The 17,811-nt window shown below is 66.7% G+C and carries 14 protein-coding genes and 1 pseudogene; 6 read left to right on the plus strand and 9 right to left on the minus strand.

The features are described from left to right. The first annotated feature begins 6 nt into the window (after window positions 1-6). Window positions 7-846 carry a glycine betaine ABC transporter substrate-binding protein gene (locus D3H54_RS07710; protein ID WP_149378544.1) on the plus strand — a complete coding sequence of 280 codons (840 nt, stop codon included), beginning with the start codon at window positions 7-9 and terminating at the stop codon, window positions 844-846. Window positions 847-852: 6 nt separating this feature from the next. On the opposite strand, the gene D3H54_RS07715 is transcribed toward D3H54_RS07710, so the two are convergent. Then, window positions 853-1,683 carry an SDR family NAD(P)-dependent oxidoreductase gene (locus D3H54_RS07715; RefSeq protein WP_149378545.1) on the minus strand — a complete coding sequence of 277 codons (831 nt, stop codon included), beginning with the start codon at window positions 1,681-1,683 and terminating at the stop codon, window positions 853-855. A 103-nt stretch (window positions 1,684-1,786) separates the two neighbouring features. On the opposite strand from D3H54_RS07715, the gene D3H54_RS07720 reads away from it, so the two are divergent. Beyond that, the gene (locus D3H54_RS07720) at window positions 1,787-2,161 is read left to right on the plus strand and encodes a DUF732 domain-containing protein (RefSeq protein ID WP_149378546.1); all 375 of its coding nucleotides are present in this window, start codon (window positions 1,787-1,789) and stop codon (window positions 2,159-2,161) included. A 38-nt stretch (window positions 2,162-2,199) separates the two neighbouring features. On the opposite strand, the gene D3H54_RS07725 is transcribed toward D3H54_RS07720, so the two are convergent. From D3H54_RS07725 to D3H54_RS07745, 5 genes and pseudogenes are all read right to left on the minus strand, one after another. Beyond that, the gene (locus D3H54_RS07725) at window positions 2,200-2,448 is read right to left on the minus strand and encodes a hypothetical protein (RefSeq protein ID WP_149378547.1); all 249 of its coding nucleotides are present in this window, start codon (window positions 2,446-2,448) and stop codon (window positions 2,200-2,202) included. Window positions 2,449-3,281: 833 nt separating this feature from the next. Continuing rightward, window positions 3,282-4,793, minus strand: coding sequence for a sensor histidine kinase (locus tag D3H54_RS07730; protein WP_149378548.1), 1,512 nt, complete (start codon window positions 4,791-4,793; stop codon window positions 3,282-3,284). After that, window positions 4,790-5,575, minus strand: coding sequence for a response regulator transcription factor (locus D3H54_RS07735; protein ID WP_149378549.1), 786 nt, complete (start codon window positions 5,573-5,575; stop codon window positions 4,790-4,792). Before D3H54_RS07735 ends, D3H54_RS07730 begins: the two co-directional genes overlap by 4 nt. Window positions 5,576-5,711: 136 nt before the next feature. Further along, a pseudogene (locus tag D3H54_RS07740) lies at window positions 5,712-9,463 on the minus strand (multifunctional oxoglutarate decarboxylase/oxoglutarate dehydrogenase thiamine pyrophosphate-binding subunit/dihydrolipoyllysine-residue succinyltransferase subunit). A 180-nt stretch (window positions 9,464-9,643) separates the two neighbouring features. Then, complete coding sequence (locus tag D3H54_RS07745) at window positions 9,644-10,384, minus strand: hypothetical protein (RefSeq protein ID WP_149378550.1); 741 nt, start codon at window positions 10,382-10,384, stop codon at window positions 9,644-9,646. A 219-nt stretch (window positions 10,385-10,603) separates the two neighbouring features. Here D3H54_RS07745 and D3H54_RS07750 point away from each other — a divergent pair, with 219 nt between their 5' ends. Further along, window positions 10,604-11,794 (plus strand): multidrug effflux MFS transporter, encoded by a 1,191-nt coding sequence (locus D3H54_RS07750; protein WP_210419717.1) that lies wholly within the window; start codon window positions 10,604-10,606, stop codon window positions 11,792-11,794. Between the two features lie 299 nt (window positions 11,795-12,093). Next, window positions 12,094-13,836, plus strand: coding sequence for an MFS transporter (locus tag D3H54_RS07755; RefSeq protein ID WP_286199263.1), 1,743 nt, complete (start codon window positions 12,094-12,096; stop codon window positions 13,834-13,836). Window positions 13,837-13,876: 40 nt separating this feature from the next. Here the strand turns inward: D3H54_RS07755 and D3H54_RS07760 are convergent, their stop codons facing one another. After that, the gene (locus D3H54_RS07760; RefSeq protein ID WP_168214806.1) at window positions 13,877-14,080 is read right to left on the minus strand and encodes a hypothetical protein; all 204 of its coding nucleotides are present in this window, start codon (window positions 14,078-14,080) and stop codon (window positions 13,877-13,879) included. On the opposite strand from D3H54_RS07760, the gene D3H54_RS07765 reads away from it, so the two are divergent. Both D3H54_RS07765 and D3H54_RS07770 read left to right on the plus strand, forming a co-directional pair. Continuing rightward, entirely contained in the window at window positions 14,079-15,380 is a 1,302-nt protein-coding gene (locus D3H54_RS07765; protein ID WP_149378553.1) for a hypothetical protein, read from the plus strand. The two genes, D3H54_RS07760 and D3H54_RS07765, sit on opposite strands and share 2 nt — an antisense overlap. Window positions 15,381-15,454: 74 nt before the next feature. After that, complete coding sequence (locus D3H54_RS07770; protein ID WP_432246515.1) at window positions 15,455-16,285, plus strand: SDR family oxidoreductase; 831 nt, start codon at window positions 15,455-15,457, stop codon at window positions 16,283-16,285. On the opposite strand, the gene D3H54_RS07775 is transcribed toward D3H54_RS07770, so the two are convergent. Together D3H54_RS07775 and D3H54_RS07780 are read right to left on the minus strand one after the other, a co-directional pair. Beyond that, window positions 16,282-16,845: a hypothetical protein gene (locus D3H54_RS07775; RefSeq protein ID WP_149378555.1), complete on the minus strand. Its 564-nt coding sequence runs from the start codon at window positions 16,843-16,845 to the stop codon at window positions 16,282-16,284. The two genes, D3H54_RS07770 and D3H54_RS07775, sit on opposite strands and share 4 nt — an antisense overlap. A 38-nt stretch (window positions 16,846-16,883) precedes the next feature. Beyond that, the gene (locus D3H54_RS07780; RefSeq protein ID WP_149378556.1) at window positions 16,884-17,810 is read right to left on the minus strand and encodes an alpha/beta hydrolase; all 927 of its coding nucleotides are present in this window, start codon (window positions 17,808-17,810) and stop codon (window positions 16,884-16,886) included. Between the last annotated feature and the right edge of the window lies 1 nt (window position 17,811).

The following is a 17,811-nucleotide window of genomic DNA, read 5'->3' on the forward strand; positions in this document are numbered from 1 at the left end:
CCGACGATGTTTCGCCGGCTGATGCTGGGACTTCTGGTCCTGGCGGCGGTCGCCTGCGGGTCGCCGGCGCCGGGGCCGTCGATGGCGGTGGGCACTACAGCCGACCCGGAATACACCCTGCTGGCCAATCTGTACGCCGCCGCGCTGCGCTTCTACGGGACAGGCGCGCACGTCGAGATCGTCGACGATCCCTTGAGCGCTCTGGATTCCGGAGCGGTCAGCGTGGTTCCGGGATTCACCGGGAGGCTGCTGCAGAAGTTCGCGCCCGGCACGACGGCCCGCTCAGACACCCAGGTGTACCGGGCGTTGCTCGGGGTGTTGCCGGAAGGTGTGGGTGCCGGTGACTACACCACCGCGGCCGATGACAAGCCCGCGCTGGCCGTGACCGACGCGACCGCGTCGGCGTGGGGCAGCCGCGATCTGACCGCCCTGGTGAGTCATTGCGCGGGGCTGCGCATCGGGGCTGTCGCCTACGCCCGAGGGCTGCCGACCACGGTCGGTGGCTGCACACTGCCCCCGGTGCGCGAATTCCCGGACAAGGCAACCATGTTCGCCGCACTACGGGTGGGGGAGATCACCGCGGCCTGGACGGGGACCGCCGACACCGGTGTGCCGAGTGATGTGGTCGTCCTGGCTGACCGCAAACCCGAGCTGGTGACGGCCGAGAACATCGTGCCGCTCTACCGTCGCAACGAACTCGCTGATCCGCAGGTTCGCGCGATCAACGAACTCGCTGGCGTGCTCGACACCGGCTCGCTGGTCGACATGCGCCAGCATGTCGCCGACGGGCGCGACCCGCGGTCGGTCGCCGAGGAGTGGCTGTCCGCGCACCCGTTGGGGCGCTGAGGAGATTCAGCGCATCGGTGGGGCGAGCTTGGGCAGCACGGAGGAGAACAGCTGCTGGTAGCCCGAGCCGGTGATGCGGACGATCACGTCGAGGATCTTGGCGTCGGCGCCCACGAGGACCCGCGCCTTGTTCTTGCGGACGGCCTCGAGGATGATCTGGGCCGCGCGCTCCGGCGTCGTCCTGGCCAGCTTCTTGTCGAAGGCGCTTGCCATCGCTGCCTGATCGAGGCCTTCAGCCACGGTGGAATTTCGCGCGATCGCGGTCTTGATGCCGCCCGGGTGCACCGTGGTCACCTTGACCGGGTGCTTGGCCAGGATCATCTCCTGGCGCAGTGCTTCGGTGAAGCCGCGCACCGCGAACTTGGCCGCGTTGTAGGCGGCCTGTCCGGGTACGGAGAAGATGCCGAACAGGCTGGAGACGTTGACGATGTGGCCGTCGCCGGACTCGATCAGGTAGGGCAGGAAGACCTTGGTGCCGTTGACGACGCCCCAGAAGTCGACGTCCATGATCCGCTCGATGTCCTTGTACTGGCTGATCTCGACGTCACCGGAGTACGCGATGCCGGCGTTGTTGTAGATCTGGTTGACCTTGCCGAAGTGCGCCTTGACGCCGTCGGCGTAGGCCTGGAAGGCCTCGCGCTCGGTGACATTCAGCCGGTCGGCCTTGACGTCCACGCCGATCGCCTTGAGGCGCTGCTCGGTGATTGCCAGTCCTTCGGTGTCGATATCGCTGATGGCCAGCTTGGCGCCCGATCGGCCCAGCTCGATCGCCAGTGCCTGACCGATGCCCGACCCGGCTCCGGTCACCACCGCTACCTTTCCGGCGAACCCCTGCATGAACGACTCCTCCGAGTTGTTTGACGCGTGTTTAATGGGACCTAGGGTATCGGGTGATCGACCCGGGGGTAACAGCGGGATGGTCGTCCGCGATGCTTAGAGCATGACATTTCGCCGTATGGCCAGCGCCGGGGCGGTTGCCGGACTGATCGCCGGCGCCGTCGCGCTGGCGGCGCCCGCGCAGGCCGACACCACCACCGATGACTTCTTGGCCGCGTTGGGCAATGCCGGTATCACCGGGATGGACCCCGCCCAGGCCGTCGAGATGGGTCAGTCGATCTGCCCCCTGCTGGCCGACCGCAGCCAGAACACCGCCGACATCGCCTCCACCGTGGCCGACCGGATGGGCCGGCCGCTGGGCGCGGCCACCATGTTCACCGGCATCGCCGTGTCGTTCTTCTGCCCGCGCGCCATGCAGGACCTGGCGAATGGCAACTCGCCGATCCCGCTGGACTTGCTGAACAACTTCGGCTTCTAAAGCGGCTGCCGCTGGCTGGCGGACAGGTGTGTGCCGGATCAACCCAAGGCCCACAGTGGGTTCATCGGTCCGAAACCGATGTTGAACCCGAAGGGCTGCGGCGCCCGGGACGGCTTGTCGACTTTGATGGACGCGTGGCCCTGCCTCTGGCAGAGCGATGCGCCGCCATTGTCGCGGCATGCCGCCGTATTCGATGCCGCCCCGGCGACCGGTGCCAAAGCGGCCGTCACCGCGGTGACGCCCGCGAGAATGAGCGGCGCGATAGCGCCCTGGAGTCTGGTCGTCATCGGTGGTTCCTTTCCGCGAGATCTGGGACAGGCCATACATTTGGAAGTGACTGTCACACAGTCTGTTTGACGGTGAACTTCCCTATGCATCCAGGTTAAGCCGGTGTCTGCGCCGTTTCACGTGACTCATATCGAACGCAAAGTTCTGTGCTGCAACGGATCTGAACGCCGAAAGGCCGCGGGGAAGCCTCCAGGTGGAGGCTCCGTCGCGGCCTTGGTCGATCTAGCGCAGAGATGCTATCCGAGCGCCCAAATCGGGGCGAGGGGACCGGCTTGGCTGCCGAACCCCCACTGCATTCCAGAGTCACGCGGAGTCGTCACGATCGAAGCGTGCCCCTGCTTCTGGCACACCGACGTTCCGACGGACTCACTGCACTCTGGTGAACCACTGGTTGACGCCTGAGCGGCTGGTGCGGCCGCAATCGCGGCGGCAGCGGCCCCGGCGATGATGAACGGGCTCAGGCGGCGCAAGGTAGTGGTCATCTCGATTCCTTTCATCGGTTGTACTCGTTCTGGGCTGAATTCGAGCGGCGGGCTGCGTCAACGAACTCCGTTGTTCTGTAGTCGATTCCGCTCGTCGTCCCACGCCTCTAGCCTAGAAGGTTTCGGCCGCTTGCTCATTCAACTCATAGCGGAAACAAATGTGAGAAGCGCTTGCGGCCCGAAGCCTTCAGGCGACGACATGAGGAGGTCGATGACACCGGCGCGGCTGTCGAAGGTCGGGTGGGATCAACGCGGCCAGCGCATCGACTAAACAGCCTGTCCGCGAGCGGCTTTAGCCTTGCCGTTCCACATCTCGAGTCTAGAAACGGCTGGCCAACCTGCCATCCAGCTCATGGGAAGTTCAAATTTTGAGGACTCGGCGAGTGTAGAGGAATCGAAACTGTGAATCGGGTGTTCCCCGGTTTCGACTCCACCTCCACGGTTCCCCTGTGGGCCTGAACGATGGAGCGCACGATCGCCAATCCCAAACCGCTGGAACCAGACTCACGTGCGCGAGCTCTGTCAGCGCGGACGAATCGATCGAAGAGATTGGGTATGACCTCGGGGGGAATGCCGGGCCCGTCGTCACTGACGACCATCTTCACCGTGGCCGGGTCACCGGGTGCGATGTCGACCGCCGCCGTGACATTGACGCCGGCCGGAGTGTGGATGCGCGCGTTGGCCAGCAGATTGGCCAGCACTTGATGTAGGCGTGCTCTGTCGCCGCGGATCCGTACCTGGTGATCGGGGAGCTGGAGGTGGAAGCGGTGATCGGGCGCACTCACCGCGGCGTCGTTCACCGCGTCGGCCACCAGGTCGCACAACTCCACTTCCTCGATATCGAGATCATCTCGTTCCTCGAGGCGAGACAGCAGCAGCAGGTCGGCGACCAGGACGGACATCCGGCGGGACTCGGCCTCGATGCGCGCCAGGGCGTACTCCGTGGTCTCCGGCAGCGTCGCGCTGTCCTGCCGGGTCAGCTCCGCATAACCGAGGATCGAGGCCAGCGGGGTCCGCAGCTCGTGGCTGGCATCAGCCAGGAACTGCCGCATGCGCCGGTCGGAGGCAGCCAGGTCTGCGAGTGCGGAGTCGACGTTGATGAGCAGCCTGTTCAAGGCGTGTCCGACGACTCCGACATCGGATTCCGGGTCGGTGTCGGATTCATCGACACGCGCAGTGATGCGGGTCTCTGTTCCATCCAGCCGCAGCGTCGCTACCTGACCGGCAACTGCGGCGATGCGGCGCAGAGGCTTGAGGGCGTGACTGACCGTCCACACCGTGCCGATTCCGGTCGCCAACAGCGCCAGCACGACAAGGACGACGACGATGAGCGTCTCGTGCGCCACCGTCTTCTCTGCCGGTCCCAAGGAAACGGCTGCCACCAGCCGTTCTCCGGCACCGACGTCCCGGCTGTCCGCCCGATACGGACCGAGTTCACCGAGTTGGACGGTACGCGGCCCGCCATCAGCCCAATTCACGGCTTCCATGGCGCGCTGGGCATCGGCCGACGCCGGTAGTTGTGCGCCGTCGGCGAACACATTGGAGTAGACCACGGCGCCATCACGAACCACCGCGATCGCTGTGCCCGGCGCCTGGTTCTGGAAGGCGCTCGCGCGTCCCATCGGCATGCCGGTCGCGTCGGGGGCAATGGTGCGCTGGGCGTCCCACTTGGCATAGGCATAGGAGAACGCCGCAAGAGAGTTCGCCACCTGGGTGTCGCTGAGGCGAATCGCCTCGTCGCGCAGACTCACCACCGCCACCGTGCCGACGACGATCAAGGCGACGCTGACGATGGAGGACACTCCGATGGCGAGCTGGCGTCGAAGGGAGCGACGCCTCCACCACCGTTTCGAAGGGGTCATTGCTCCTCGGGCGGGCGCAACATGTAGCCGACCCCGCGCACGGTCTGAATCATCGGCTTCCGTCCGTCGTCGATCTTGCGGCGCAGATAGGAGATGTAGAGGTCGACGATGCTGGAGCGACCGCCGAAGTTGTAGTTCCACACCCGGTCGAGAATTTCCGCGCGGGTGACGGCGCGCCGGGCGTTGCGCATCATGTAGCGCAACAACTCGAACTCGGTCGAGGTCAACGTGATTCGCTCACCGCCCCGGGTTACCTCCCTGCTAGGGCCTGAGAGAACCAGGTCAGCAACTTTGAGGGTTTCCTCGCTGGGATCGGTCATCGCGTTGGCCCTTCGCAGCAGGCCCCGCAACCGTGCGACGAGTTCTTCCAAGCTGAACGGCTTGGTCAGATAGTCGTCGGCTCCCGCGGTCAGTCCTTGGACGCGATCCATCACCGAGTCCCTAGCGGTCAGGAAGAGCGTCGGGGTGTACCGGTCGTTCTCGCGGATCTGCTTCAAGATCTGCAAGCCATCGGTGTCGGGCAGCATGATGTCCAGGACCAGCAAATCCGGTTCGAAGTCGCGGAATTTCTCAGCGGCCTGTTCACCGTTGTGTGCCACCTCGATGTCCCAGCCCTCATAGTTGAGAGCCATCCGCACGAGATTGGTCAGCGCCGGCTCGTCGTCGACCAGCAGCACGCGGATCGGCGTTCCATCCGCGCGGGTGATCCGCGGCGATTGACCGAGCACGGCCTGCCGACGTGGACGAGAACCGGGCGCCTGAGAATTTACCGACGTAGCCATGCCATCAATGTTGGCCAAACACATGATGAATTGTCATGAAATCCATACTTGCTTCAAATGTGCGGATTTCACACCGACGTCATCGAATCGTCATGCCGTCCCGGCTGGCGGCTACATTGATCGCAGAGGCTGAGGCCTAGCCGAACGCCTCGTCGATGATCTCCTGCTGCTCGACGGCGTGCACCTTCGACGAGCCCGACGACGGCGCAGACATCGCGCGCCGCGAGATCCGCTTGATGCCGGTCAGCTTCTCCGGCAACAACTCCGGCAGCGTCAGGCCGAACGTCGGCCAGGCGCCCTGGTTCGCCGGCTCCTCCTGCACCCAGAAGAATTCCTTGGCATTCGGGTACGAGTCCAAGGTGTTGCTCAGCCGCCGCTTGGGCAGCGGCGCCAGCTGCTCGACGCGGACGATCGCGACGTCGTCGCGCTTGTCCTTGTCCTTGCGCGCCGCCAACTCGTAGTAGATCTTGCCGCTGGTCAACAGGATTCGGGTGACCTTGTTGCGGTCGCCCTCGCCGTCGGTGTAGGTCGGCTCCTCCAGGATCGACCGGAACTTCTGTTCGGTGAAGTCCCGGATGTCGCTGACGGCAGCCTTGTTGCGCAGCATCGACTTCGGCGTGAACACGATCAGCGGACGGTGCACCCCGTCGAGGCCGTGCCGGCGCAGCAGGTGGAAGTAGTTCGCCGGGGTGGACGGCAGCGCGATCGTCATCGAGCCCTCGGCCCACAGCTGCAGGAACCGCTCGATGCGGCCCGACGTGTGGTCGGGGCCCTGGCCCTCGTGGCCGTGGGGGAGCAGCAGCACCACATCGGAGAGCTGGCCCCATTTGGCCTCACCGGAGCTGATGAACTCGTCGATGATGGATTGCGCGCCGTTGACGAAGTCGCCGAACTGCGCTTCCCACAGCACCAGGGCGTCCGGATTGCCCACCGAGTAGCCGTATTCGAAGCCGACCGCCGCGTACTCCGAGAGCGCCGAGTCGTACACCAGGAACCGGCCGCCGGTCGGGGTGCCGTCCGGGTTGACGGTCAGCAGGTCCAGCGGGGTGAACTCCGCACCGGTTTTGCGGTCGATGATCACCGAGTGCCGCTGGGTGAACGTGCCGCGTCGGGTGTCCTGCCCGGAGAACCGGATCAGTTTGCCCTCGGCCAAAAATGTTCCGAGCGCCAGCAATTCGGCGAAGGCCCAGTCGACCTTGCCCTCGTAGGCCATCTCGCGGCGCTTCTCCAGCACCGGCTTGACGCGCGGGTGCACGCTGAAGCCCTCGGGGAACGCCAGGTGTGCATCGCCGATGCGGGCCAACAGCGACTTGTCCACCGCGGTGGTCATACCGCGGGGGATCATCTGGTCTTCTTCGACCGACTCGCTGGGTTCGACCTCGTGCTTCTCGAGATCGCGAACCTCGTTGAACACCCGCTCCAGCTGACCCTGGTAGTCGCGCAGTGCGTCCTCGGCCTCTTTCATCGAGATGTCGCCACGGCCGATGAGGGCTTCGGTGTAGGTCTTGCGGACACCGCGCTTGGTGTCGATGACGTCGTACATGTAGGGCTGGGTCATCGACGGGTCGTCACCTTCGTTGTGCCCGCGACGGCGGTAGCACAGCATGTCGATGATGACGTCCTTGTTGAACTTCTGCCGGAAGTCCACCGCCAGGCGGGCCACCCAGACGCACGCCTCGGGGTCGTCGCCGTTGACGTGGAAGATGGGCGCCCCACCATCTTTGCGACGTCGGTGCAGTACTCCGAGCTGCGCGAGTCCTGCGGCGAGGTGGTGAAACCGATCTGGTTGTTGACGATGATGTGGATCGTGCCGCCGGTGCGGTAGCCACGCAGCAGCGCCAGGTTGAGCGTTTCGGCCACCACGCCCTGGCCGGCGAAGGCCGCATCGCCGTGCAGCATCATCGGCATGACGGTGAAGCCCCGAGAATCTTCGGAGCCGTCTCCGTTGTATTCCAGCAGATCCTGTTTGGCCCGGACGATGCCTTCCATCACCGGGTCGACAGCCTCGAGGTGGGACGGGTTGGCGGTCAGCGACACCTCGATGTCGTTGTCGCCGAACATCTGGATGTAGTCGCCTCGAGCGCCGAGGTGGTACTTGACGTCGCCGGAGCCGTGCGCCTGCGAGGGGTTCAGATTGCCCTCGAACTCGCTGAAGATCTGCGAGTAGGGCTTGCCGACGATGTTGGCCAGCACGTTGAGCCGACCGCGGTGCGGCATGCCGATGACGACCTCGTCGAGCGCGTGCTCGGCGGCCTGGTCGATCGCGGCGTCCATCATCGGAATGACGGTTTCCGCGCCTTCCAGCGAGAAGCGCTTCTGCCCAACGTATTTGGTCTGCAGGAAGGTCTCGAAGGCTTCAGCCGCGTTCAGCTTGGACAGGATGTACTTCTGCTGGGCGACCGTCGGTCCCTCGTGCTTGACCTCGATGCGCTCCTGTAGCCACTTCTGCTGCTCGGGTTCCAGGATGTGGGTGTACTCGACGCCGATGTGGCGGCAGTACGCGTCGCGAAGCAGCCCGAGCACATCGCGCAGCTTCTTGAACTCCTTGCCGGCGAACCCGTCGACCTTGAACACCCGGTCGAGATCCCACAGCGTCAGCCCGTGGGTGTTGACGTCGAGGTCGGGGTGGCTGCGGAAGCGGGTCTTGTCCAGGCGCAGCGGGTCGATATCGGCCATCAGGTGCCCGCGGTTGCGGTAGGCCGCGATCAGCTCCATGACCCGGGCGTTCTTGTCGACGATCGAATCGGGGTTGTCGGTGCGCCAGCGGACCGGCTCGTAGGGGATACCGAGCTCGAAGAAGATCTCGTCGAAGAAGTCGTCGGAGAGCAGTAGTTGGTGGATGGTCCGCAGGAAATCGCCGGACTCCGCGCCCTGAATGATGCGGTGGTCGTAGGTCGACGTCAGCGTGATCAGCTTGCCGATACCGAGTTCGGCGATGCGCTCCTCGCTGGCGCCCTGGAACTCCGCCGGGTATTCCATCGCGCCGGCGCCGACGATCGCACCCTGCCCGGACATCAGCCGGGGCACCGAGTGCACGGTGCCGATGGTGCCGGGGTTGGTCAGCGAGATCGTCACCCCGGCGAAGTCTTCGGCGGTCAGCTTGCCGTCGCGAGCGCGCCGCACGATGTCTTCGTAGGCCGCGATGAACTGGCCGAACCGCATGGTCTCGCAGTTCTTGATCGCCGCGACGACCAGCGACCGCTTGCCGTCCTTGCCTTGGAGGTCGATCGCCAGGCCGAGATTGGTGTGCGCCGGGGTGACGGCGTTGGGCTTGCCGTCGATCTCGGCGAAGTGGCGGTTCATGTTGGGGAACGACTTGACCGCCTGCACGATCGCGTAGCCGAGCAGGTGGGTGAAGGACACCTTGCCGCCGCGGGTGCGCTTGAGGTGGTTGTTGATGACGATGCGGTTGTCGATCATCAGCTTCGCCGGGATGGCCCGCACACTGGTCGCGGTCGGGATCTGCAGCGAGCTGCTCATGTTCTTGACGACGGCCGCCGCCGCGCCACGCAACACCTGGGTCTCGTCGCCGTTATCCGACGACGACGCCGGTGCCGGCTTGGCCGCCGGCTCCTTGGCAGGCGCTTCCTTGGCGGGAGCTTTGGCCGGGGCGGCCTTCGCCGCGCCGTTGTCGGCCGGTGCGGGCTTCGCGGGGGCCGGCTTGGCCGGCGGGGGAGCCGGTGCGGCCTCCGGCGGAGCGACGGGCGCCCTGGTCGCCGTGGACTGCCCGTTGCCGCCGGCGGTCGAGTCGGTGGTCGGCTCCGGGTTGTAGTCGACCAGGAACTCGTGCCAACTCGGATCGACCGAGGAGGGGTCGTCGCGGAACTTGCGGTACATCTCCTCGACCAGCCATTCGTTCTGTCCGAATGGTGAACTAGTACTGCTCACGGCAGTTCCTCGCCTCAATTCCTTCGTCCCGGCAAGCCGTGCTCGGACGGTTTGCCCCACTCTTGCGCCACTTCACCTGGCCGCCGCCTAAAAGGCTATCGCTTCTCGGGTGTTCCCGAAGCACGTCAGCTCCATGCCCGAAGGTGGTGCGACAACCGGTCGTCGGAGGTCGGCGAACGGTTATCCGCCCGGCTCGATCGCAGGCAGCAGGTGCAAGCTCACCGGCCACCGGCTGGGCGCGGGCCCAAATGCCGCGCGGGCGTTGTTCACTATCTTTTTGCCCATCATTCGGTTGCCACCGCCACCGACCGCGGCGCCGATGCCGACGGGCAGCATCTTGCCGAATGCCATCGCCGACCGCTTGAGCGTGAACCGCTTGACGAAGTAGCGCATCAGGCGGGTGTTCAGCTGGGCCAGCGCTGGCAACGGCAGCATGTCCGCACCCTCGGCCAGCCACGCGCCGCTGGTGCGGCTCGGGCCGATCAGGTCGGCGATCGCGCCCCTGCTCTCCTCACCGACGAGCACCGCCAGCACCAGCGCGCGGCGGCGCTCCCGCTGCTCGAGCGGGATGCCATGGACGTCGGCGACGGCGAGGACGAACACCGTGGTGGCCTCCAGGAACACCAGCGTCTCGCCGGCGACCGCCGATAACGCCGCCAGTGTGCCGATGCCGGGGAACGCCGCCGCCGATCCGACGGCGGCACCGCTGGCCATCACCGCGGCCAGGTAGCGCTTCTCGAGCTTGGTGACGATCTCGGCGGGGGTGGCTTCCGGGTTGGATCGACGCAGCCGCGCGACGTAGGCCCGGACGGCCGGCGCCTGGGCGCGGGTGCTGCGCTCGAGGATCTGGGAGAGCACCCGCGCGGACATCGTCGCGTCGTCCTCGACCTTGGCCGGCAATTGCTCGCGACGGAGCTTCATGGGTGTGCCTTCCTGATAGGCGTAACACCAGGCTAACGAACGACCACCAGGGAAAGGTGCCTCGCGGTGATCCCGGTCACCGTGCGTCGGATAGCCGCAGGAGGAACAAATAAACGGCTGGGCGTGCTGTGGTTCGGCATGGCAGCATCGCGAATTGTGACGGCCACCGATAACGCGACGTCCGAGGTCGCCGAGGTGGCAACGCCGAGCCGGCTGCGGATGATCGTCGTGCTGGGCGCGCTGGTCGCGCTGGGGCCGCTGACGATCGACATGTATCTGCCTGCGCTTCCGCGGATCGCCGACGAGCTGGGGGTGTCCTCGTCGGTGGCGCAGTTGACGCTGACCGGAACGCTGGCCGGGTTGGCGCTCGGGCAGCTCATCGTCGGCCCGCTATCGGATTCGCTGGGCCGCCGCCGTCCGCTGATGGCCGGGATCGCGTTGCACATGCTGGCGTCACTGCTGTGCTTGTTCGCGCCCGACGTCGCCGTGCTGAGCCTGGCCCGCGGTCTGCAGGGGATGGGCGCGGCCGCCGCGATGGTGGTCGCCGTCGCTGTCGTCGGTGACCTGTTCGACGACAGCGACGCGGCAACCGTGATGTCGCGGCTCATGCTGATCCTCGGGGTGGCGCCGATCGTCGCGCCGTCGCTCGGGGCGGCGGTGCTGCTCAAGGCGTCCTGGCACTGGATATTCGCGGTGTTGATCGTCCTGGCGGGCGCACTGCTGCTGGTCGCCGCGCTCGCACTGCCGGAGACCCTCCCGGTCGGCAACCGTCGCCCGCTGCGAATCCGCTCGATCGTCGCGACCTACGGGACGCTGCTGCGCGATGTGAAGTTCGTCATCCTGGTGATCGTCGGGGCGCTCGGGATGGCCGGGCTGTTCGCCTATATCGCCGGCGCGGCGTTCGTCCTTCAGGGCCGCCATGGCCTGGATCAGCAGACCTTCGCGTTGGTGTTCGGCGCGGGTGCGATCGCGTTCGTGATCGCCACCCAACTCAATGTCGTTCTGCTGCGCCGGTTTTCACCCCAACGCATCCTGCTGTGGGCGCTGGCCGCCGCGACCGTGGTGGGCGCGAGCTTTATCGTGCTGTCGGTGACGCACACCGGCGGCATCTACGGCTTCCTGGTGCCCGTGTGGGCGGTGCTGGCGATGATGGGCTTCGTCATCCCGAACGCTCCCGCCGTCGCGCTGTCACGCCACCACGAAGCCTCCGGAACCGCCGCCGCCCTGCTGGGCGCTGCGCAGTTCAGTGTCGGCGCGGCCATCGCGCCGGTCGTCGGCCTGATGGGCAATGACGAGATCGCACTGTCGGTGGTGATGACCGCCGGTGTGGCCATCGCATTGGTGGCGCTGCTGTTCGTCGGCGGCACCGACGACATCGCCCACGACGTCCCCGCGTTGAGAACGCACTGAGGGCGACGACATCGCGAAAGTCTCGCCCTCGGTGCGATGTCAACGGCTTGGGGCCGCGCCCTGGGCCCGCGGGAGGCTCGATAGGCTCGATCAGGCGGCGTGACGGCATGAGGCGCGGGGGCCCACCACACGTTTGACGGGGGTTTGGCGGGAGCGCGCGCCGACACCATCGCAGTAGCCGAAACGAGGTAGTGGATATGACCAGGAACATGGCCGGCCCGGCGCCGGACGTGGACTTGGACCCCGATCCGGTCGTGGCGCCCGACGTGCCGGCCAACCCGTGGCCCGCCCTGTGGGCCATGCTGGTCGGCTTCTTCATGATCCTGGTCGACTCGACGATCGTCGCCGTCGCGAATCCCAGCATCATGGACGGGCTCCAGATCACCGACTACGACACCGTGATCTGGGTGACCAGTGCGTACCTGCTGGCCTATGCCGTGCCGTTGCTGTTGGCCGGCCGCCTCGGTGACCGCTTCGGTCCCAAGAACCTCTACATCGTCGGGCTGGCGATCTTCACCGTGTCGTCGTTGTGGTGCGGTCTGGCCGGCTCGATCGACACGTTGATCGCCGCCCGTGTGGTTCAAGGGCTCGGCGCGGCGCTGCTGACGCCGCAGACCTTGTCGACGATCACCCGGATCTTCCCGCCTGAGCGTCGCGGCGTGGCGATGAGCCTGTGGGGTGCGACCGCCGGGGTGGCCACTCTTGTCGGCCCGCTGGCCGGCGGTGTGCTCGTCGGCCGGCTGGGCTGGGAGTGGATTTTTTTCGTCAATGTCCCCGTCGGTGTGATCGGTCTGGGGCTGGCGGTCTGGCTGATCCCGGCGCTACCCACCCGCACACACCGGTTCGACGTGGTCGGGGTGGCGCTGTCCGGGATCGGCATGTTCCTGGTGGTGTTCGGCCTGCAAGAAGGCCAGGGTCATCACTGGGCGGCGTGGATCTGGGCTGTGATCGTTGCCGGCATCGGGTTCTTCACCGCGTTCGTGTACTGGCAGTCGATCAACCGCAATGAGCCGCTGATCCCGCTGCAGATGTTCGCCGACCGGGATTTCAGCCTGTCCAACATCGGTGTGGCCGTGATCGGTTTCGTCGTCACCGCGATGATGCTGCCGGTGATGTTCTACGCCCAGGTGGTGTGCGGGCTGTCGCCGACGCGCTCGGCGCTGCTGATCGCACCGATGGCGGTGTCCAGCGGTGTGCTCGCCCCGTTCGTGGGCCAGCTGACCGACCGGGTTCACCCCCGCCCGATCCTGGGCTTCGGTTTCTCGGTTCTGGCGATCGCATTGACATGGCTGTCGATCGACATGACGCCGACGACGCCGATCTGGCGGCTGGTGCTGGCGCTGACCGCGATGGGGGTCGGGATGGCGTTCATCTGGGCGCCGCTGGCCACCACCGCCACCCGCAACCTGCCGCCGCACCTGGCCGGCGCCGGTTCCGGGGTGTACAACGCGACCCGTCAGGTCGGCTCCGTGCTGGGTAGCGCCGGGATGGCCGCGTTCATGGCGTCCCGGATCAGCGACGAGATGCCGGCCGCACCGACCGATGCCGCACCGAGCGACCTTGCGGTGCTTGCGCTTCCGGCATTCTTGCGGGAACCCTTCTCCGCTGCGCTGTCGCAGTCGATGCTGCTGCCGGCGTTCGGGGCGCTGTTCGGGATCGTGGCCGCCCTGTTCGTCGTCGGCGGGTTCGGCGGACCGCGCCCGGTCCGCGACGACGACGAGATCACCGACGAGATTCCCGTCTACGACGACGGCTATGACGACGACCATTACCTGGAATACGTGGTGGACCGGGAATCGGTCGCCCCGCCGGTGCGCGACGAGCGCGACGACGCGACCGAGGTGATCAGGTGGCACCCACCGATCGCGCAGCCCGAGCCGGTTGTGGAGCCGATTGGTCTGGCGCACAACGGTTTCCCTGTGGATGGTGACGGATCACGGCATCGTCTCGGCGATCCGGGTGAGCCGCGTCGGGCCCGCCACTACCGCGACGAGCCCGCGGAGGCACAGAGCTACGGCAGGCACTCGCGGCCGGGTGACTGACCCGAGGCGTCAATTTTCGGGTTCGCCGCGCGATCTGCCGCTAGCCTGACGGCAGCATTTTGAGATCGGTAGCGCCACGAACTGTCTTCACTGTGTTGATCGCTGCAACCGGCAGCGCCGACAGCAACGGACACGCAATGACATCGATCAGGCCGGCTTCGACCGTCGCCGCGGTGGGACTTGCGACCACGGGTTTGTCGCCGGTTGTGACGCGCGGGCCGGCCTTGGGAAGGGGCTTCGCCATGACCAACTATCGCGTCGTGGTGGCCGCAGTGGCGGCCGTCAGCGTTGTGGCCGGATGCTCGTCATCGACCACATCGCCTGCCGCGCACACATCGTCATCCGCGGCGCAGGCTACCCCGGGTGCCCCGGCGGCTCCGACGGGCCCATCGGTCCCTGCGACACCTGCCGCCTCCCGCGGCACCGAAGGCACTCTCGCCACCGTGCCGTGGTCTCAGGTCGGCCCCGGGTGGCTGCTGGCCGAGTGGAGTCCGGTCACCCCGCATCAGCCTGGGGAACAACCGCCCCCGGACGAACCGACCAGCGAAACCGCCGACACCACACTGTTTCTGGTCGACCCGACCGGCAATCGGTACATCATCACGACATTCGGGCCGGGTGGCAATCTCAGCCTGGCCGATTGGTCCGGGGACGGCAGTCACGCGCTGTTCACCCACGGTGGGATGACGCCCAACTCGGCGATCTCCGTCGACCTGCACACCGGCGAGCAGACCACCATTCCGGTTGCCGGATACCCGCGCTACACCCGGCCCACCGGTACCGCCCTGCTGGTGTCGACGTCGTTCAACGGCAATGAGCCCGGAACCTTGAAAAGGGTTGACCTGAAGGGAAATGCGCAGTTCACCTACCCGACCGCCGATCTCGATGGGGCCGGCCAGTTCAGCGGTGACTACGCGGAGTCACCAGACGGCACCCAGTTGGTGCTCGGCACCGCCAACCTCGGCAACGAGGTGGTGGCGAGGAAGGACAACAGCCTTGTGGTGATGGGCAACGACGGGAAGGTCATCCGTAAGCTGCCCGTGCCGATGGCGGCGGCCATGTGCGGTCCGATCAAGTGGTGGTCCCCGGGTTCGGTGCTGATTCACTGCTCGTCCCAGCACGGCTCCGGCAGTCAGTTGTGGGAGCTGCCGCTGGACGGTAGTGCGCCCACACCACTGACCGCGCTGAACTCCGGGCAGGAGAACGACCCAGGTTTCGGCGGTGACCTCGGTGACAGCGACGCCTGGACGCTGCCAAGCGGCACCTTCCTCCAGTCGCTCGGTGCATGCGGCACTGTGTTCCTGTCCAAGCTCACCGCGGACGGGCACACGACCCGGGTGAAGATCCCCGGAGTGTCCGACAACGTGGTTGTGGCCGGCGCGGCCGACGACCGGCTGCTGGTGCGGGGCCAGGTGGGTTGCAGCGGAACGACATCGCTCGTCAGCTATGACCCGGCGGCGAATACGTCGACCGTCCTGCTCGGACCGCCGGTCAACGGCGGCGGGGTCAGCGACGCGCTGCTCTATCCGACCCGGAAGCCCTAGCCCTCCGGCTGATTCTTCCCGAACGAGTACTATGCTCGCTGAAAAAGAGAATGTAGTTTTCAGCGAGGAGAATGATGGCCGAGAAGCATTCGCTCACCGACCGCACGCTGGTCGTGTCGGGCGGTAGCCGGGGGATCGGGCTGGCCATCGCATCGGGCGCAGCCCGGCGCGGCGCCAACGTCGTCCTGCTGGCCAAAACCGCCGAGCCGCACCCGAAGTTGCCGGGCACGGTGTACACCGCGGCCGCCGAGATCGAAGCGGCCGGCGGCAAGGCCATCGCCGTCGTCGGTGACGTGCGCAGTGAAGAAGACGTCGCCCGCGCTGTCGACGCCGCGGTGACAGAGTTCGGCGGGGTCGACATCTGCATCAACAACGCCAGCGCGATCGCCACCGACCCCACCGAGACGCTGTCGGCCAAGAAGTTCGATCTGATGCAGCAGATCAACATTCGCGGCACATTCCTGTTGACCAAGGCGTGCCTGCCGCATCTGCGGAGATCGCCCAATGGCCACGTCGTCACCATCGCCCCGCCGCTGAACCTCAACCCGCGCTGGCTCGGCGCGCACCCGGCCTACACCCTGTCCAAGTACGGGATGACGCTGCTGTCGCTGGGCTGGGCGGCCGAATACGCCGACACCGGAATCGGTTTCACGTGCCTGTGGCCGGAGACCTACATCGCGACCTCCGCCGTGGCCAACTCGGCCGACTTCGAGAATGCACTGGCATCGTCGCGCAGTCCCGAGATCATGGCCGACGCGGCGGTCGAGATCATCACCTCGCCCGGCTCGAAGGTCAACGGCCGTTGCCTGATCGACTCCGAAGTCCTGCGTGCCGCCGGTGTCGAGGACCTGTCCCGCTACGGCGGGGGCGACAACCCGATCATCGACATCTTCGTCGACCGCTAGCTGACGGGCATCAGGTCCTGGTACTCGGTGCGAACACACTGGCCGTAACTGCGGAACGCCTCGAAGGGGCCGACCGCCGAGTCCAGTCCGGCCGCGACCACCGCTTGCGCCTTGAACACCCTTGCCGCAGCGCTCAGTTCGTGGCGGACCTGGGCTCCTCGCCGACCCACGCTGGGCAGCCAGACATCGCCCCAGACGGTGACCTCGGTGCGTGCCGAGCGGACCGACGCGGCCAGCGCGTCGCGGACCCGGTCGTCCTCCCCGCACATCGCGCCGGCCAGCGCGAGCGCGGTCGGCGTGTCCGCCCGGTCGAACATCGAGCGCAGCGCGATGGGCTGCACGCCGAGGATGCGCAGAGCGGCGAGGTCGCCGGCACCGGCGACCGCGACGCGCACATCCCAGCCGGCCATCACCCGGTCGAACAGCCAGCCGCCGGCCGAGTCGACAACATCGGCGACGTGGGCGCCGACAACATCGAGTTGGTAGCGGGCCGGCCTGGGTGTCCGCTGACGCGACCCGGCCACCCCATGCTGCCGGTCTCGTTGGTCGAGTTCATGCACGCCCCACAGCGTGACACTTCATCGCTAATCTGTAAAGGTCATGACAGGTTGAAGAACCGCTGGAGCGCCTGGGCCTGCATCGCCAGCAACGTCTGACTCACCTCCCAGTCCGGACACAGCGAGTCGAAACCGTGACAGGTGCCCCCGAAGACGTGCACATCGGTGCGCACACCGGAACTCATCAACAGGCCGGCATAGTCCAGCGCCTCGTCACGCAGCGGATCCAATTCCGAGCAGGTGATGAAGGTGCTTGCCGCCCCGATCATTTGGTGGCTGCGCGCGGGTACCGCGGCGGCGCTCGGTGCGGTCTCGCCGAGGTAATGCCGCCACATCGTCTGGGCCGCGGCACCGTCGAAACCGGGGGTGGAATCGAACTCCGCCTTCGATGCCGTGGGGCGATCGTCGAGCACCGGCTGGTGTAGCAGCACGCCGGCGATCGGCGGGGTCTGGCCGGCGGCGGCCCGCTGCGCCAGACCGGCGGCCAGCGCCGCGCCCGCGCTGTTCCCCGCGAGCACCAGGCGGTCGCGGTCGAGCCCGAGGTCCGGCCCCGTCGTCCAGGTCCACTGCAGCACTGTCATCGCATCGTCCAGCGCGGCGGGGAAGGGGTGCTCGGGGGCCAGCCGGTAGTCGACGGACACCACGGTGCAACCGCCACGGCGGGCCAGTTCGACGCACTGGCGGTGATCGGTGTCGAGATTGCCGAGCATGAATGCGCCGGCGTGGCAATAGATCACCGCGGGCGACGGGGATGGCGCACCGTGATAGATGCGCACCGGAACTCCTGCGGCATGGTCGTCGACGATGTCGATCCCGGTCGCGTCGAGCTGGGCGATGGTCTCGGCGCGCCGGATGTCGAGCGAGTCCCGCATGGCGGCAAGGGTGTTCAGCGACAGGTCAGAGCGTGCGGTGGCGAACGCATGCAGCGCGGGATCCAGTCGGCGGAGCAGCTCGGGGTCCGGTTCCATG

Source organism: Mycobacterium sp. ELW1, from assembly GCF_008329905.1.
In the GTDB taxonomy this organism is placed as follows: domain Bacteria; phylum Actinomycetota; class Actinomycetes; order Mycobacteriales; family Mycobacteriaceae; genus Mycobacterium.

Excerpts from the sequence above, each read along its gene's own strand:
- D3H54_RS07735 (WP_149378549.1), bottom strand. The coding sequence starts at position 5,575 with ATGGCTACGTCGGTAAATTCTCAGGCGCCCGGTTCTCGTCCACGTCGG.
- D3H54_RS07710 (WP_149378544.1), top strand. The coding sequence starts at position 7 with ATGTTTCGCCGGCTGATGCTGGGACTTCTGGTCCTGGCGGCGGTCGCC.
- D3H54_RS07755 (WP_286199263.1), top strand. The coding sequence starts at position 12,094 with ATGCTGGTCGGCTTCTTCATGATCCTGGTCGACTCGACGATCGTCGCC.
- D3H54_RS07730 (WP_149378548.1), bottom strand. The coding sequence starts at position 4,793 with ATGACCCCTTCGAAACGGTGGTGGAGGCGTCGCTCCCTTCGACGCCAG.
- D3H54_RS07750 (WP_210419717.1), top strand. The coding sequence starts at position 10,604 with ATGATCGTCGTGCTGGGCGCGCTGGTCGCGCTGGGGCCGCTGACGATC.
- D3H54_RS07745 (WP_149378550.1), bottom strand. The coding sequence starts at position 10,384 with ATGAAGCTCCGTCGCGAGCAATTGCCGGCCAAGGTCGAGGACGACGCG.
- D3H54_RS07725 (WP_149378547.1), bottom strand. The coding sequence starts at position 2,448 with ATGACGACCAGACTCCAGGGCGCTATCGCGCCGCTCATTCTCGCGGGC.
- D3H54_RS07760 (WP_168214806.1), bottom strand. The coding sequence starts at position 14,080 with ATGGCGAAGCCCCTTCCCAAGGCCGGCCCGCGCGTCACAACCGGCGAC.
- D3H54_RS07770 (WP_432246515.1), top strand. The coding sequence starts at position 15,455 with ATGGCCGAGAAGCATTCGCTCACCGACCGCACGCTGGTCGTGTCGGGC.
- D3H54_RS07780 (WP_149378556.1), bottom strand. The coding sequence starts at position 17,810 with ATGGAACCGGACCCCGAGCTGCTCCGCCGACTGGATCCCGCGCTGCAT.
- D3H54_RS07720 (WP_149378546.1), top strand. The coding sequence starts at position 1,787 with ATGACATTTCGCCGTATGGCCAGCGCCGGGGCGGTTGCCGGACTGATC.
- D3H54_RS07715 (WP_149378545.1), bottom strand. The coding sequence starts at position 1,683 with ATGCAGGGGTTCGCCGGAAAGGTAGCGGTGGTGACCGGAGCCGGGTCG.
- D3H54_RS07765 (WP_149378553.1), top strand. The coding sequence starts at position 14,079 with ATGACCAACTATCGCGTCGTGGTGGCCGCAGTGGCGGCCGTCAGCGTT.